General features: G+C 64.9%; 10 protein-coding genes. 8 read left to right on the top strand and 2 right to left on the bottom strand.

Annotated features, from left to right (window positions below):
- The first annotated feature begins 26 nt into the window (after positions 1-26).
- From ACIPZG_RS14245 to ACIPZG_RS14220, 6 genes are all read left to right on the top strand, one after another.
- Positions 27-944 (top strand): glutamate/aspartate ABC transporter substrate-binding protein, encoded by a 918-nt coding sequence (locus tag ACIPZG_RS14245; RefSeq protein WP_008094566.1) that lies wholly within the window; start codon positions 27-29, stop codon positions 942-944.
- Positions 945-1,086: 142 nt separating this feature from the next.
- Positions 1,087-1,833: an amino acid ABC transporter permease gene (locus ACIPZG_RS14240; protein WP_008094567.1), complete on the top strand. Its 747-nt coding sequence runs from the start codon at positions 1,087-1,089 to the stop codon at positions 1,831-1,833.
- Positions 1,834-2,505, top strand: a complete 672-nt coding sequence (locus tag ACIPZG_RS14235; RefSeq protein ID WP_400714671.1) for an amino acid ABC transporter permease — start codon at positions 1,834-1,836, stop codon at positions 2,503-2,505.
- The gene (locus ACIPZG_RS14230) at positions 2,502-3,236 is read left to right on the top strand and encodes an amino acid ABC transporter ATP-binding protein (protein ID WP_008094571.1); all 735 of its coding nucleotides are present in this window, start codon (positions 2,502-2,504) and stop codon (positions 3,234-3,236) included. The genes ACIPZG_RS14235 and ACIPZG_RS14230 overlap by 4 nt, the downstream gene beginning before the upstream one ends.
- A 69-nt stretch (positions 3,237-3,305) precedes the next feature.
- Entirely contained in the window at positions 3,306-5,210 is a 1,905-nt protein-coding gene (locus ACIPZG_RS14225; RefSeq protein WP_400714668.1) for an ATP-binding protein, read from the top strand.
- Positions 5,207-6,535, top strand: coding sequence for a sigma-54-dependent transcriptional regulator (locus tag ACIPZG_RS14220; RefSeq protein ID WP_400714665.1), 1,329 nt, complete (start codon positions 5,207-5,209; stop codon positions 6,533-6,535). The genes ACIPZG_RS14225 and ACIPZG_RS14220 overlap by 4 nt, the downstream gene beginning before the upstream one ends.
- A gap of 75 nt (positions 6,536-6,610) precedes the next feature.
- Here ACIPZG_RS14220 and ACIPZG_RS14215 read toward each other — a convergent pair whose 3' ends face one another.
- The gene (locus ACIPZG_RS14215) at positions 6,611-7,606 is read right to left on the bottom strand and encodes an alpha/beta fold hydrolase (protein ID WP_400714662.1); all 996 of its coding nucleotides are present in this window, start codon (positions 7,604-7,606) and stop codon (positions 6,611-6,613) included.
- Positions 7,607-7,800: 194 nt separating this feature from the next.
- On the opposite strand from ACIPZG_RS14215, the gene metR reads away from it, so the two are divergent.
- On the top strand, positions 7,801-8,718 hold the full coding sequence (metR, locus tag ACIPZG_RS14210) for a transcriptional regulator MetR (protein ID WP_400714659.1): 918 nt from the start codon (positions 7,801-7,803) through the stop codon (positions 8,716-8,718).
- Here the strand turns inward: metR and ACIPZG_RS14205 are convergent.
- Complete coding sequence (locus ACIPZG_RS14205; RefSeq protein WP_400714656.1) at positions 8,702-9,115, bottom strand: NUDIX domain-containing protein; 414 nt, start codon at positions 9,113-9,115, stop codon at positions 8,702-8,704. The genes metR and ACIPZG_RS14205 overlap by 17 nt on opposite strands.
- A 176-nt stretch (positions 9,116-9,291) precedes the next feature.
- On the opposite strand from ACIPZG_RS14205, the gene ACIPZG_RS14200 reads away from it, so the two are divergent.
- Positions 9,292-13,566: a DEAD/DEAH box helicase gene (locus ACIPZG_RS14200; RefSeq protein ID WP_400714653.1), complete on the top strand. Its 4,275-nt coding sequence runs from the start codon at positions 9,292-9,294 to the stop codon at positions 13,564-13,566.
- The last annotated feature ends 83 nt before the right edge of the window (positions 13,567-13,649 follow it).

Here is a 13,649-nt window from a genome sequence, read left to right as displayed (position 1 = left end):
AAAACAAACACGTCGAGGAAAATTTGATGCGTATCGTTCGTCAATTGCTGGGCGCCGCCATCGCGGCTGCAGTCATCGCTTCGCCGGCCATGGCCGAGGAGCTGACCGGCACCCTGAAGAAGATCAAGGATTCGGGCACCATCACCCTGGGGCACCGTGACTCCTCCATTCCATTTTCCTACCTGGCCGGCAAGCCCGAGCCCGTGGGCTACTCGCATGACATCCAGCTGGCTGTCGTCGACGCCCTGAAGAAGCAACTGGGTACGGACATCAAGGTCCGCTACAACCTGGTCACCTCGCAAACCCGCATCCCGCTGGTGCAGAACGGCACCGTCGACCTGGAGTGCGGCTCCACCACCAACAACGTCGAGCGCCAGCAGCAGGTCGGCTTCTCGGTGGGCATCTTCGAAGTCGGTACCCGCCTGCTGACCAAGGTCAAGGACGGTCAGCCTTCCTACAAGGACTTCCCGGACCTGGCCGGCAAGAACGTGGTGACCACCGCCGGCACCACCTCCGAACGCATCCTCAAGGCGATGAACGCCGACAAGCAGATGAAGATGAACGTGATTTCCGCCAAGGACCACGGTGAAGCCTTCAACATGCTCGAAAGCGGCCGCGCCGTGGCCTTCATGATGGACGACGCCCTGCTCGCCGGTGAAATGGCCAAGGCCCGCAAGCCGGCCGACTGGGTCATCACCGGCACGCCGCAATCGTATGAAATCTACGGCTGCATGGTGCGCAAGGATGACGCAGCGTTCAAGAAAGCGGTCGACGACGCCATCGTTGCCTACTTCAAGTCGGGCAAAGTCAACGAGAGCTACGACAAGTGGTTCCAGCAGCCGATCCCGCCAAAGGGTCTGAACCTGCAGTTCCCGATGAGCGACGAGCTGAAAAAACTGATCGCCGAGCCGACCGACAAGGCCGCGGACGAGAAGAAGTCCTGATCCTCAGCTAGTGGCCTGGTGCGCTCGCGCACGAATCAATTCTGCAGGCCACTCATTAGTGTCTAACCTTTCATCCGAGGGCGCCATGCGCCCCCGGATGCTCGAAGGTGCCCGTGAAACAACCGTCTGAGGGGAAATCCCGATGAATTACAACTGGGACTGGGGCGTGTTCTTCAAGTCCACCGGCGTGGGCAGCGAAACCTATCTGGACTGGTACATCACCGGCCTGGGCTGGACCATCGCCATCGCCATTTCCGCCTGGATCATCGCCTTGCTGCTGGGGTCGGTGCTCGGCGTCATGCGTACCGTGCCGAATCGCCTGGTATCGGGCATCGCCACTGCCTATGTGGAACTGTTCCGCAACGTGCCGCTGCTGGTGCAGCTGTTCATCTGGTACTTCCTGGTACCGGACCTGCTGCCCGAAGGCCTGCAGGAATGGTTCAAGCAGGACCTCAACCCGACGACTTCGGCGTTGATCAGCGTGGTTATCTGCCTGGGCCTGTTCACCGCCGCCCGCGTCTGCGAACAGGTGCGCACCGGCATCCAGGCGCTGCCCAAGGGCCAGGAAGCCGCCGCCCGCGCCATGGGCTTCAGCCTGCCGCAAATCTACAACAACGTGCTGCTGCCGCAGGCCTACCGGATCATCATTCCGCCGCTTACCTCCGAGTTCCTCAACGTATTCAAGAACTCCTCGGTAGCGTCGCTGATCGGCTTGATGGAACTGCTGGCACAGACCAAGCAGACCGCCGAGTTCTCGGCCAACCTGTTCGAGGCGTTCACCCTGGCCACGCTGATCTATTTCACCCTGAACATGGGCCTGATGCTGCTCATGCGCATGGTCGAGAAGAAGGTCGCCGTGCCTGGCCTGATTTCCGTGGGAGGCAAGTAAATGGACATGGATTTCAGTGAAATCATCCCCGCCCTGCCCGCCCTCTGGGAAGGCATGGTCATGACCCTCAAGCTGATGGTCATGGGCGTGGTCGGCGGTATCGTGCTCGGCACCATCCTGGCATTGATGCGCCTGTCGTCGAGCAAGTGGCTGTCGCGGCTGGCCGGTGTCTACGTCAACTATTTCCGCTCGATCCCGCTGCTGCTGGTGATCACCTGGTTCTACCTGGCGGTGCCGTTCGTGCTGCGCTGGATCACCGGCGAGGACACCCCGGTGGGTGCCTTCACCTCCTGCGTGGTCGCCTTCATGATGTTCGAGGCCGCGTACTTCTGCGAAATCGTCCGCGCCGGTGTGCAGTCGATCTCCAAAGGGCAGATGGGCGCCGCGCAAGCGCTGGGGATGAACTACGCGCAGACCATGCGCCTGATCATCCTGCCCCAGGCATTCCGCAAGATGACCCCACTGCTGCTGCAGCAGAGCATCATCCTGTTCCAGGACACCTCGCTGGTGTACACCGTGGGCCTGGTGGACTTCCTCAACTCGGCACGCTCCAACGGCGACATCATCGGGCGCTCCCATGAGTTCCTGATCTTCGCCGGGATCGTCTACTTCCTCGTCAGCTTCTCCGCTTCGTGGCTGGTCAAGCGCCTGCAAAAAAGGATCACCGTATGATTTCCATCAAGAACGTCAACAAGTGGTACGGCGACTTCCAGGTACTGACCGACTGCAGCACCGAGGTCAAGAAGGGCGAAGTAGTGGTGGTCTGCGGCCCGTCGGGCTCGGGCAAGTCCACCCTGATCAAGTGCGTCAACGCCCTGGAGCCCTTCCAGAAGGGTGACATCGTGGTCGATGGCACCTCGATCGCCGACCCGAAAACCAACCTGCCGAAGCTGCGCTCGCGGGTGGGCATGGTGTTCCAGCATTTTGAGCTGTTCCCGCACCTGACCATCACCGAGAACCTGACCATCGCCCAGCGCAAAGTGCTGGGCCGCAGCGAGGCGGAAGCCTCCAAGAAGGGCCTGGCCTTGCTCGACCGCGTCGGCCTCAGCGCGCATGCCAAGAAGCACCCTGGCCAGCTCTCCGGCGGCCAGCAGCAGCGTGTGGCGATCGCCCGTGCCCTGGCAATGGACCCGATCGTCATGCTGTTCGACGAACCCACCTCGGCGCTGGACCCGGAAATGGTCAGCGAGGTACTGGACGTGATGGTACAGCTGGCCCATGAAGGCATGACCATGATGTGCGTAACCCACGAGATGGGCTTTGCCCGCAAGGTCGCCAACCGGGTCATCTTCATGGACAAGGGCAGCATCATCGAAGACTGCACCAAGGAAGAGTTCTTCGGTGACCAGAACGCCCGCGACCAACGCACCCAGCACTTCCTCAGCAAGATCCTGCAACACTAAGTCGGCCACCGTGTCCGCTGCCCCTGCATTCATCGGGCAGCGGACGCTGGTCGTGACAAGGCCACTGTGATGAAATGCGACCCCTCGCTTCTTCGCCCTGCCAAACCTGCCGTGAAATCCCGCCTGATCCGTCAATTGCTGCTGCCGCCACTGGTCATCCTGCTGATGGTCGGCCTGGGCCTGGCCGGCTACCTGATCAGCGAAAGCAATGGCATCCGCACCCTCAGCGAAAACGGCGAACGCCAGCTGGAGCTGCACGCGCGCACGGTCGAGAGCGAAATCAGCAAATACACCTACCTGCCGAGCCTGCTGGAGCTGGAAGACAGCGTGTCGCAGCTGCTCACCGACCCCGACGGTGCCAACCGGCAAATCGTCAACGAATACCTCGAAGGCTTGAACCGGCGCAGCCGTAGCCGGGCGATCTTCGTCCTGGATACCAACGGCCGCGTACAAGCCACCAGCAACTGGCGCGATGCCGACTCGTTCCTCGGTGAGGACCTGTCGTTCCGTGCCTACTTCCAGAACGCCGTGCGCGGCGAACCCGGGCGTTTCTACGGCATCGGCAGCACCACCGGCGAAGCCGGCTACTTCCTGGCCCATGGTCTGGAAGAGCACGGCAAGATCATCGGCGTGGCGGTGATCAAAGTGCGCCTGGACACCCTGGAGGAACGCTGGCAACGGGCGCGTCTGGAAGCCTTCGTCAGCGACGAGAACGGCATCATCATCCTGTCCAGCGACCCGGTGCGGCGGCTGAAATCGGTACGCCCGCTAACCCCCCAGATCAAGGAGCGCCTGGCGCGCAGCCTGCAATATTACTGGTGGCCGCTCAACGAGTTGCAGCCCCTGGCCCGCGAGACCCTGGCCGATGGCGTGGAAAAGCTCACGTTCCCGACCAACAGCGAAACCGCCCAGGGCAAGCCCCGTGAGGTGGCCTACCTGGCACAAACGCGGCGGCTGGTCGATACGCCGTGGCATTTCACCTTGCTCACACCCTTACAGGACCTGCGCCGCGAATCGATGGTGCAAGGCATTCTGGTGGGCGTGGCGTTCGCCTTGCTGGCGATCCTGGGCATCGCCTGGAATGAACGACGCAAGGTGGTCGCCACCCGCCTGGCCGCCCGCGAAGCGCTGGAAGAAGCCAATAGCCAGCTGGAGCGGCGCATCGCCGACCGGACCGCCGACCTGCGCGCCAGTAACGAACGGCTCAAGGGCCAGATCCGCGAACGTCGGCACGCCGAACAGACCTTGCGCCACGCCCAGGACGAACTGGTGCAAGCCGGCAAACTGGCAGCCATCGGGCAGATGTCCACCAGCATTGCCCACGAGCTCAACCAGCCACTGGCGGCACTGCGTACCTTGTCCGGCAACACGGTGCGCTTCCTCGAACGTGGCGCGCTGGAAACCGCCTGCACCAACCTGCGCACCATGAACGACCTGATCGACCGCATGGGCCGCATCACCGCCAGCCTGCGCTCGTTTGCCCGACGCGGCGACGACACTGGCCAGGCATCGCTGGCCAAGGCCGTCGACGCCACGCTGCAGGTGCTAGCCAACCGAATCAGCGCCTGCCACTTGCAACTGCACAGCCAGTTCGAGGACCACCAACTGGCCATCGACCAGACGCGCCTGGAGCAGATCCTGGTCAACCTGATCGGCAACGCCCTCGATGCCATGGCCTCCCAGCCGCTGCCTGAACTGTGGCTCGAAGGTGAGCTGCAAGGCGACAAGTATCGCCTGCGGGTACGCGATAATGGCCACGGTATAGACGCCGAAGCGCGCAAGCACCTGTTCGAACCCTTCTTCACCACCAAACCCGGCGAACACGGCCTGGGCCTGGGCTTGACCCTGTCGGCGAGCCTCGCCGCCGCCGCCAAGGGCAGCCTGAACGTCGAGCACCCTGCCAACGGCGGAACCGCTTTCGTTCTAGCCCTGCGCCTGGTCACGCCCCCTAGCGAAACGGCAGATCATCCATGAACCCAGCACCCCTTACTGTCCTGATCGTCGAAGACGACCCGCATGTGCTGCTCGGCTGCCAGCAAGCCCTGGCCCTGGAAGACATCGCCTGCGAAGGGGTCGGCAGCGCCGAGCAGGCCCTTGAGCGCATCGGTGATGACTTCGCCGGTATCGTCGTCAGCGACATTCGCCTGCCAGGCATGGACGGCCTCGAACTGCTCAACCGCCTCAAGGCCCGTGACCGCAGCCTGCCGGTGGTGTTGATCACCGGCCACGGCGATATCGACATGGCCGTCGGCGCCATGCGCAACGGCGCCTACGACTTCATGGAAAAACCCTTCTCGCCAGAGCGCCTGGTCGAGGTAGTCAGGCGAGCCCTGGAACAACGCGGGCTGTCCCGCGAGGTGTTTGCCCTGCGCCGCCAGCTGGCCGAGCAGAGCAGCCTGGAGGGGCGCATCATTGGCCGCTCGCCGGCCATGGAACACTTGCGCGAACTGATCACCAATGTGGCCGACACATCGGCCAACGTACTGATCGAAGGTGAAACCGGTACGGGCAAGGAGCTTGTCGCACGCTGCCTGCATGATTTCAGCCGACGCCAGGGCCAGCCTTTCGTCGCGCTGAACTGCGGCGGGCTGCCGGAGAACCTGTTCGAGAGCGAAATTTTCGGCCACGAAGCCAATGCCTTTACCGGCGCCGGCAAGCGTCGCATTGGCAAGATCGAGCATGCCAATGGCGGCACGCTGTTCCTCGACGAAGTCGAGAGCATGCCAATCAACTTGCAGATCAAGCTGCTGCGCGTACTCCAGGAGCGCACCCTGGAGCGTTTGGGCTCGAACCAGAGCATCCCGGTGGACTGCCGGGTGATCGCCGCCACCAAAGCCGACCTGGCCAGCCTGGGCCAGAGCGGCCAGTTCCGCAGCGACCTGTACTACCGGCTGAACGTGGTCACCCTGGAATTGCCGCCCCTGCGCGAACGCCGCGAAGACATTCGCCAGTTGTTCGAGCACTTCCTGCAGCAATCGGCGTTGCGCTTCGATCGGGAGTTGCCGCAACTGGACAGCCAGACCCTTTCGCGGCTGATGTCCCACGACTGGCCGGGGAACGTGCGCGAGCTGCGCAACGTTGCCGAACGCTACGCCTTGGGCCTGCCTGCCTTCAAGAAGGGCCCTAGTGGTGGCGCCAGCCAAGGGTTGGGCTTTGCCGAAGCGGTGGAAGCCTTCGAGCGCAACCTGCTCAGCGACGCCTTGCAGCGTACCGGCGGCAATCTCAGCCAGGCCAGCCAGGAACTGGGCATGGCCAAGACCACGTTGTTCGACAAGGTGAAGAAATACGGCCTGGGCTGAGATCGGCAAGGGAAGTCTTGCTCGACTGCTTAAAGCTCCCACAGGGGATAGCGCAGGCTGCTCGATCTTAGCGCCCTACAGGCCAGCGATATGCGTCACGTCCTGCCGGTGCGCTTGCAGGTAAGGCAACACCGCCCCCAGCAACGGCGCCTTGAACGGCTCCTGGAAGCGATGCGCCAACCCCGGAATCAGCCGTAGCTGGCTACCCTGGATATGCGCCGCCAGGTGCACCCCATGCATCACCGGCAACAACGGATCGGACGTGCCGTGCACCACCAGTGTCGGCACGCGCAGTTGGTTGAGCAGCTCAACCCGACTGGGCTCGGCAAGGATCGCCATGATCTGGCGCTTGGCACCCTCGGGGTTGAACGCACGGTCATAGGCCGCTGCAGCCTGCTGCAACAAAGCGGCCCGATCATCCTGCACCTGCGGGCTGCCCAATGCCGCCAGCAAGTCAGCCTGCTGCTCGATGGCCACCTCGCGATTGGGCGCACTGCGCCGGGCCAACAGCTGCACCAGGGCAGGGTCCGGCGCCGGCAGGCCTGCCGCGCCAGAGCTGGACATCACCAGCGTCAGGCTGCGCACCCGTTCCGGCGCCATCGCCGCCAGGTGCTGGGCGATCATCCCGCCCATGCTAACGCCCAGCACATGGAATTGACGAATGCCCATGGCGTCCATCAGGCGCAATCCATCACCCGCCATGTCGGTCAGCGTATAGGGCGCGGTAACCGGCAAGCCCAGCTTGTAGCGCAGCAACTGAACCGTCAGGTTGGCCGTGGGCGGCAGCTGGTTCCAGCGTGACAGGCCGACATCGCGGTTGTCGTAACGGATAACCCGAAAGCCCTGGCGGCACAACGCCTCGACCACGTCGTCCGGCCAGTGAATGAGTTGGCCGCCCAGGCCCATGACCAGCAACAAGGCCGGATCACGCGGCGCCCCGACGCTCTGGTAGACCAGGCTCAGTTCGCCAATCTCGGCCCTTTGCACCGCCACTTGGGCATTGCAGCGATTGTCGGCGAAGCTGGCCGACACGCTGAATACGAAAAAGAAAATGACCCAAAAAACGCGCATGTAAGAAAACCAGAATGCAGATCCCCAGTAGAGCGCGAGTCTGATGACTTTCATTCAAGCGCGCTGCCACAGTTCAGTGACAGTTTGATGAACCCTGCCCGGCGGTTGATCCAAGGTTCAGTCGACAGTGAGGGGCAACATGAGAGAAACTCAACTTAATCCCTGTTTCCTCAAAATTTCTCTCGGAGTCTGCTGTGCTGGAGATCCGCCACCTGAAAACCCTTCATGCCCTGCGCGAGGCTGATAGCCTGGTGGAGGCCGCCGAACGCCTGCACCTGACGCAATCGGCGCTGTCCCACCAGTTCAAGGAGCTGGAAGAGCGCCTGGGCCTGCCCCTGTTCGTGCGCAAGACCAAGCCGATTCGCTTCACCAGCGCCGGGCTGCGTCTGCTGCAGCTGGCCGACGCCACGCTGCCGCTGCTACGTGGTGCCGAGCGTGACATTGCCCGCCTGGCCGGTGGTACGGCCGGACGCCTGCACATGGCCATCGAGTGCCACAGCTGCTTCCAGTGGCTGATGCCGACCATCGACCAGTTCCGCGATGCCTGGCCGGAAGTCGAGCTGGACCTGGCTTCGGGTTTCGCCTTCGCGCCATTACCCGCCTTGGCCCGTGGCGACCTCGACCTGGTAGTGACCTCCGATCCCGTGGACCTGTCGGGCATCACCTACGTGCCGCTGTTCACCTACGAAGCCATGCTCGCCGTGGCCAACCAGCACCCGCTGGCCAGCAAGCCCTTCATCGTGCCGCAGGACCTGATCGACCAGACCCTGATCACCTACCCGGTGGAGCGTGATCGCCTGGATATCTTCACCCGCTTCCTGGAACCTGCCGACATCGAACCCGCCGTCGTGCGCACCTCGGAGCTGACGGTGATGATGATGCAGCTGGTGGCCAGCGGCCGTGGCGTCTGCGGCATGCCCCACTGGGCGCTGCACGAATACAGCTCACGCGGTTACGTGAAGGGCAAACGCCTGGGCGAGAAAGGCCTGTTCGCCACGCTGTATGCTGCAGTGCGCACCGACATGCTCGATGCGCCGTACATGCGCGACTTCCTGCTGACCGCCAAGGACACCTCGTTCGCCACCCTCGATGGGGTTAGCGCGGTCCGCTGACGGCCTGGCGATACAGCGGCAGAATCAGGTCGCGGGTCAGCGGCGCCAGCTCCAGCGCAGGCGCCTGGTCGGCGGCCAGCCACACCACCTCTTCGATTTCCGCTGCCGGGGTCACGGCCTCGGCGCAGTCGACCCTGAAGAGCTGCGCCTGCACTTCGAAGCCCGGTTCGTTGGCTGCCGGGGCACTGAACTGGCCCAGGGGGATGGCTTGCGCCGGGTCGATGTGCAGGCCCAGTTCTTCGTGCAGTTCGCGCACCAGGGCAGCCACCGGTGTTTCCCCCGCATCGATCTTGCCACCCGGCTGCATGAAGGCTTGGGTGCCGCGTTTGCGTACCAGCAAGGTGCGGCCCTGGGGGTCGATGAGCAGGGCGGCGGCGATGCGGATGATGTTGGGCATGGGGTGGGCTCGCGGGCAAAGGGAGGGAGAATCCCATGGGCGCCTTGGCCTGACAAGGATAGTGCTGTCTGTCCCGGCCCTATCGCCGGCTTGTCGTGGCGACGAACCGCGGCGATAGGGCCGGAGCAGACGAACGGCCCCTTGCCAAGCCGCCCTCTACCCGCCATAACCAAGGCATGAACCTGCCAGCCCACCAGCACCCGGTGCTCGAGCTGTTCCACCCTGCCGTCGGCGCCTGGTTCCGTCGCCAGTTCGCCACGGTCACCGATGCCCAGGCCCGTGCCTGGCCGCTGATCCATGCCGGCCAGTCGATGCTGCTCGCCGCGCCGACCGGTTCGGGCAAGACCCTCAGCGCCTTCCTTGCCGTGCTCGACGCGCTGTTCCGCCAAGGCCTGGAGCACCACGGCGAGCTGCCGGCACAAACCCAGGTGATCTACGTTTCTCCACTCAAGGCGCTGTCCAACGACATCCGCCTGAACCTCCAGGCCCCACTCGAGGGCATCAGCCAAGTCCTCGAAGCGCAGGGCCTGAAGGCACCGCGCATCACCACCGCCGTGCGCACCGGCGATACCCCGCAAAAGGAACGGGCGGCCATGCGCAAGCTGGCCCCGCACATTCTGGTGACCACACCCGAATCGCTGTACGTGTTGATGGGCTCGGCCTCGGGCCGCGCAGGCCTGGCCAGCGTACACACAGTGATCGTCGACGAGATCCACGCCCTGGCCGGCAACAAGCGCGGCGCCCATCTGGCACTGACCCTGGAGCGCCTGCAGGCGTTGTGCGGGCGTCCTCTGAAGCGTATCGGCCTGTCTGCCACCCAGCGCCCGGTGGAGCGAGTAGCGCAGTTTCTAGTCGGCCACCTGCGCCCCTGCGCGATCGTCGATATCGGCCATGCCCGCCAGCGTGACCTGGCCATCGAGGTGCCACCCGTGGCGCTCGGCGCGGTGATGGCCACCGATGTCTGGGGACTGGTCTACGACCGCCTGGCCGCCCTGGCCCGGCAACATCGCACCACGCTGGTGTTCGTCAACACCCGGCGCCTGGCCGAACGCCTGACCCGACACCTCAGTGACCGCCTGGGCAAGGAAGCGGTGGCCGCGCACCATGGCAGCCTGGCCAAGGAGCTGCGCCTGGATGCCGAGCAACGCCTGAAGAACGGGGACTTGCAGGTGCTTGTCGCCACCGCCTCGCTGGAGCTGGGTATCGACATCGGTGATGTCGACCTGGTCTGCCAGATCGCCTCGCCAGGCTCGATCGCCGCCTTCCTGCAACGTGTCGGACGCTCCGGCCACCAGGTTGAGGGCGTGCCCAAAGGGCGACTGTTCGCCACCTCGCGGGACGACTTGATCGAATGTGTGGCCTTGCTCGACTGCATCCGCCAGGGCGAACTCGACGAACTGCACATCCCCAAAGCCCCCCTGGATGTGCTGGCCCAGCAGATCGTTGCCGAGGCCAGCAATCAAACCTGGCAGGAACAGGCCCTGTTCGACTGCCTGCGTCAGGCAACCCCCTACGCCGAACTCGACCCGGACCACTACCAGGCGCTGCTGCGCATGCTCGCCGAAGGCTACAACGGCCGCCTGGGCATCCGCAGCGCCTACCTGCACCGCGATGCCGTCAGCGGCACCTTGCGCGGGCGCCGGGGTAGCCAGCTGACGGCGCTGACCAGTGGCGGCACCATCCCCGAGACCGCCGACTACACGGTGCTCCTCGAACCCCAGGCGCTGAACATCGGCAGCGTCAACGAAGACTTCGCCGTGGAGAGCATCGCCGGCGACATCTTCCAGCTGGGCAATGCGTCCTACCGCATCCTGCGGGTCGAACCGGGCCGGGTGCGGGTCGAAGACGCCCATGGCCTGCCGCCGACCCTACCGTTCTGGCTGGGCGAAGCGCCGGGGCGAAGCGATGAACTGTCTGCCGCGGTGGCCCGCCTGCAGGCCCGTATTGACGAGCAGCTTGGGCTGAGCGATGGCGATTTCACCCAGGTTTTGCTGTGGTTGCAAAGCACCTTCGAAGTGGACGAAGCCTGTGCCGGCCAGCTGCTCGACTACCTGGGCCGTACCCGTGAAGTGCTGGGCGCCCTGCCCTCGCAGCAAACCCTGGTGATGGAGCGCTTTTTCGATGAGTCCGGCGGCACCCAGCTGATCATCCATTCGCCCTATGGCTGCCGCATCAACCGCGCCTGGGGCCTGGCCCTGCGCAAGCGCTTCTGCCGCACCTTCAACTTCGAGTTGCAGGCGGCGGCCAGCGAGGACGCCATCGTGCTGTCGCTGTCCACCAGCCACAGCTTCGAGCTGGACGAAGTCTGGCGCTACCTGCCCAGCCGCAGCGCCGAGCACATCCTCATCCAGGCCCTGCTCGACGCCCCGCTGTTCGGTGTGCGCTGGCGCTGGAACGCCGCCGTGGCCATGGCCCTGCCGCGCTTCGTGGGCGGGCGCAAGGTGGCCCCGCAGATCCAGCGGATGAAGAGCGAGGACTTGATCGCCGCCGTGTTCCCCGACCAGATCGCCTGCCTGGAAAACATCGCCGGTGAACGGCAGATCCCCGATCACCCGCTGGTCGAGCAGACCCTCGACGACTGCCTGCACGAAGCCATGGACTGCGAAGGCTGGCTGGCCCTGCTCAGGCGCATGGAGCATGGCCAGGTGCGGTTGCTCTGCCGCGACCTGCCGGCCCCTTCACCGCTGGCCTCGGCCATTCTCAATGCCAGGCCCTATGCCTTTCTCGATGACGCCCCGCTGGAAGAGCGCCGCACCCAGGCGGTACTGAACCGGCGCTGGAACCCGGTGCAGAGCGGCGATGACCTCGGCGCGCTGGACGCCGACGCCATTGCTGCCGTCGAGGCCGAAGCGTGGCCCCAACCGGGCAATGCCGACGAAATGCACGAAGCGTTGATGAGCCTGGGTGCCATCAGCCAACCTGAAGTACACGCCAACGCCAGTTGGGACCTGCTGCTGCGCCAGCTGGCCAAGGCCGGGCGGGCGTTGCAGTTGCCCACGCAGCAGCTCTGGCTGGCCCGCGAACGGATGAACGTGCTGCACGCGCTGTACCCGCGAGCGCCCACGGCACCTGCCCTCGACATACTGTCCGGGTTCGACCAGGCCATCGACCCGGACAGCGCCCTCAGCGAGCTGCTGCGCGCCCGCCTGAGCGGCCATGGTCCCCTGACCCTGGTGCAGATCGCCGCCCCCCTGGGCAAGCCTCTGGCGGCCGTCGAGCAGGCCCTGGCCCGGCTGGAGGCCGAAGGGTATGTGTTGCGCGGCCACTTCAGTCCAGGCCAGCACGCGCCGCAGTGGTGCGAACGTCACCTGCTGGCGCGCATCCACCGCTACACGGTCAAGCGCCTGCGCCGGGAAATCGAGCCGGTCAGCCTGCAGGACTTCATGCGCTTTCTGTTCGACTGGCAGCACCTGGCACCGGGCGAGCGCCTGCGCGGCCCGCTGGCCGTGACCGAGGTACTTGGCCAGTTGCAGGGTTTCCCCAGCGCGGCGGCGGCCTGGGAAGCAGAGCTGCTGCCAGCACGAATCGCCGACTACAGCCCGCACTGGCTCGATGACGCCTGCCGCAGCGGGCAGTTCGCCTGGAGTCGGCTGGCAGCGACGGCGGCCAGCAATACCTTGTCCAGTACCCCGCTGGTGCTGCTGCCCCGTGAAAACCTCGGCACCTGGCGCAGCCTGGCGCCGGCCCCAGCCGTGGACACCCTCGCCCTGCGCGCGCAACGGGTGCACGAAGTGCTGCTGGCACAAGGGGCATTGTTCTTCGATGAACTGGCGCACGATGCCCACCTGCTGCCCAGCGAACTGGAAACCGCACTCCAGGCACTGGTGGGCGCAGGGCTGGTGGGGGCCGACAGCTTCATCGGCTTGCGCAGCCTGATCACCCCGGCGGCGAAGCGCACCTCGCGCAACAGCAGACGTGGCCACCCGCCGCTGTCGAGCAACATGGCCCATGCCGGGCGCTGGGCATTACTGCGCAAGGGCAGCGGCAATACAGATGACAGCGAGCGCCTGGAGCACATCGCCTTGGCCCTGCTGAGGCGCTACGGGGTGATGTGCTGGCGCCTGCTGGAGCGGGAAAGCGATGTGCTGCCGCCCTGGCGCGAGTTGCTGCGTTGCTATCACCGCCTGGAGGCGCGCGGCGAGATTCGCGGCGGGCGCTTCATCGCCGGCCTGGCGGGGGAGCAGTTCGCCTTGCCCGAGGCGGTCGGCCTGCTCAGGCAGGTACGGCGGCGAGCGTTGGAAGGTGCGCTGGTGGTAGTCAGCGCCAGCGACCCGCTGAACCTGGTGGGGTCACTGCTGCCTGGGGCGAAAGTACCGGCCGTCAGTGGCAACCGCTTGCTGTACCGCGATGGCGTGCCCGTGGCCATGCGCATCGCCGGGCGCTACAGCTATCGGGTCGAGGCCCCGGCCGCCGAGCAGGACAGTTGGCGGCAAAAACTCTTGCGCGAATGATTTTTGTTACCCCAATTTTCATTTTCAGCGCCGCGCAACCGGGCTATGGTCGGGGTTTGTTCCAGGCCCCTGAGCCTGACCGA

The organism is Pseudomonas sp. NPDC089395, assembly GCF_044749525.1.
GTDB lineage: Bacteria > Pseudomonadota > Gammaproteobacteria > Pseudomonadales > Pseudomonadaceae > Aquipseudomonas.
The sequence above is the reverse complement of the archived record's forward strand: the minus strand, read 5'-3'. Positions and strand labels throughout refer to the sequence as shown.

What these genes read in the sequence shown, in the direction of transcription:
- ACIPZG_RS14245 (WP_008094566.1), top strand. Translation starts at nt 27, where the DNA reads ATGCGTATCGTTCGTCAATTGCTGGGCGCCGCCATCGCGGCTGCAGTC.
- ACIPZG_RS14240 (WP_008094567.1), top strand. Translation starts at nt 1,087, where the DNA reads ATGAATTACAACTGGGACTGGGGCGTGTTCTTCAAGTCCACCGGCGTG.
- ACIPZG_RS14235 (WP_400714671.1), top strand. Translation starts at nt 1,834, where the DNA reads ATGGACATGGATTTCAGTGAAATCATCCCCGCCCTGCCCGCCCTCTGG.
- ACIPZG_RS14230 (WP_008094571.1), top strand. Translation starts at nt 2,502, where the DNA reads ATGATTTCCATCAAGAACGTCAACAAGTGGTACGGCGACTTCCAGGTA.
- ACIPZG_RS14225 (WP_400714668.1), top strand. Translation starts at nt 3,306, where the DNA reads ATGAAATGCGACCCCTCGCTTCTTCGCCCTGCCAAACCTGCCGTGAAA.
- ACIPZG_RS14220 (WP_400714665.1), top strand. Translation starts at nt 5,207, where the DNA reads ATGAACCCAGCACCCCTTACTGTCCTGATCGTCGAAGACGACCCGCAT.
- ACIPZG_RS14215 (WP_400714662.1), bottom strand. Translation starts at nt 7,606, where the DNA reads ATGCGCGTTTTTTGGGTCATTTTCTTTTTCGTATTCAGCGTGTCGGCC.
- ACIPZG_RS14205 (WP_400714656.1), bottom strand. Translation starts at nt 9,115, where the DNA reads ATGCCCAACATCATCCGCATCGCCGCCGCCCTGCTCATCGACCCCCAG.
- ACIPZG_RS14200 (WP_400714653.1), top strand. Translation starts at nt 9,292, where the DNA reads ATGAACCTGCCAGCCCACCAGCACCCGGTGCTCGAGCTGTTCCACCCT.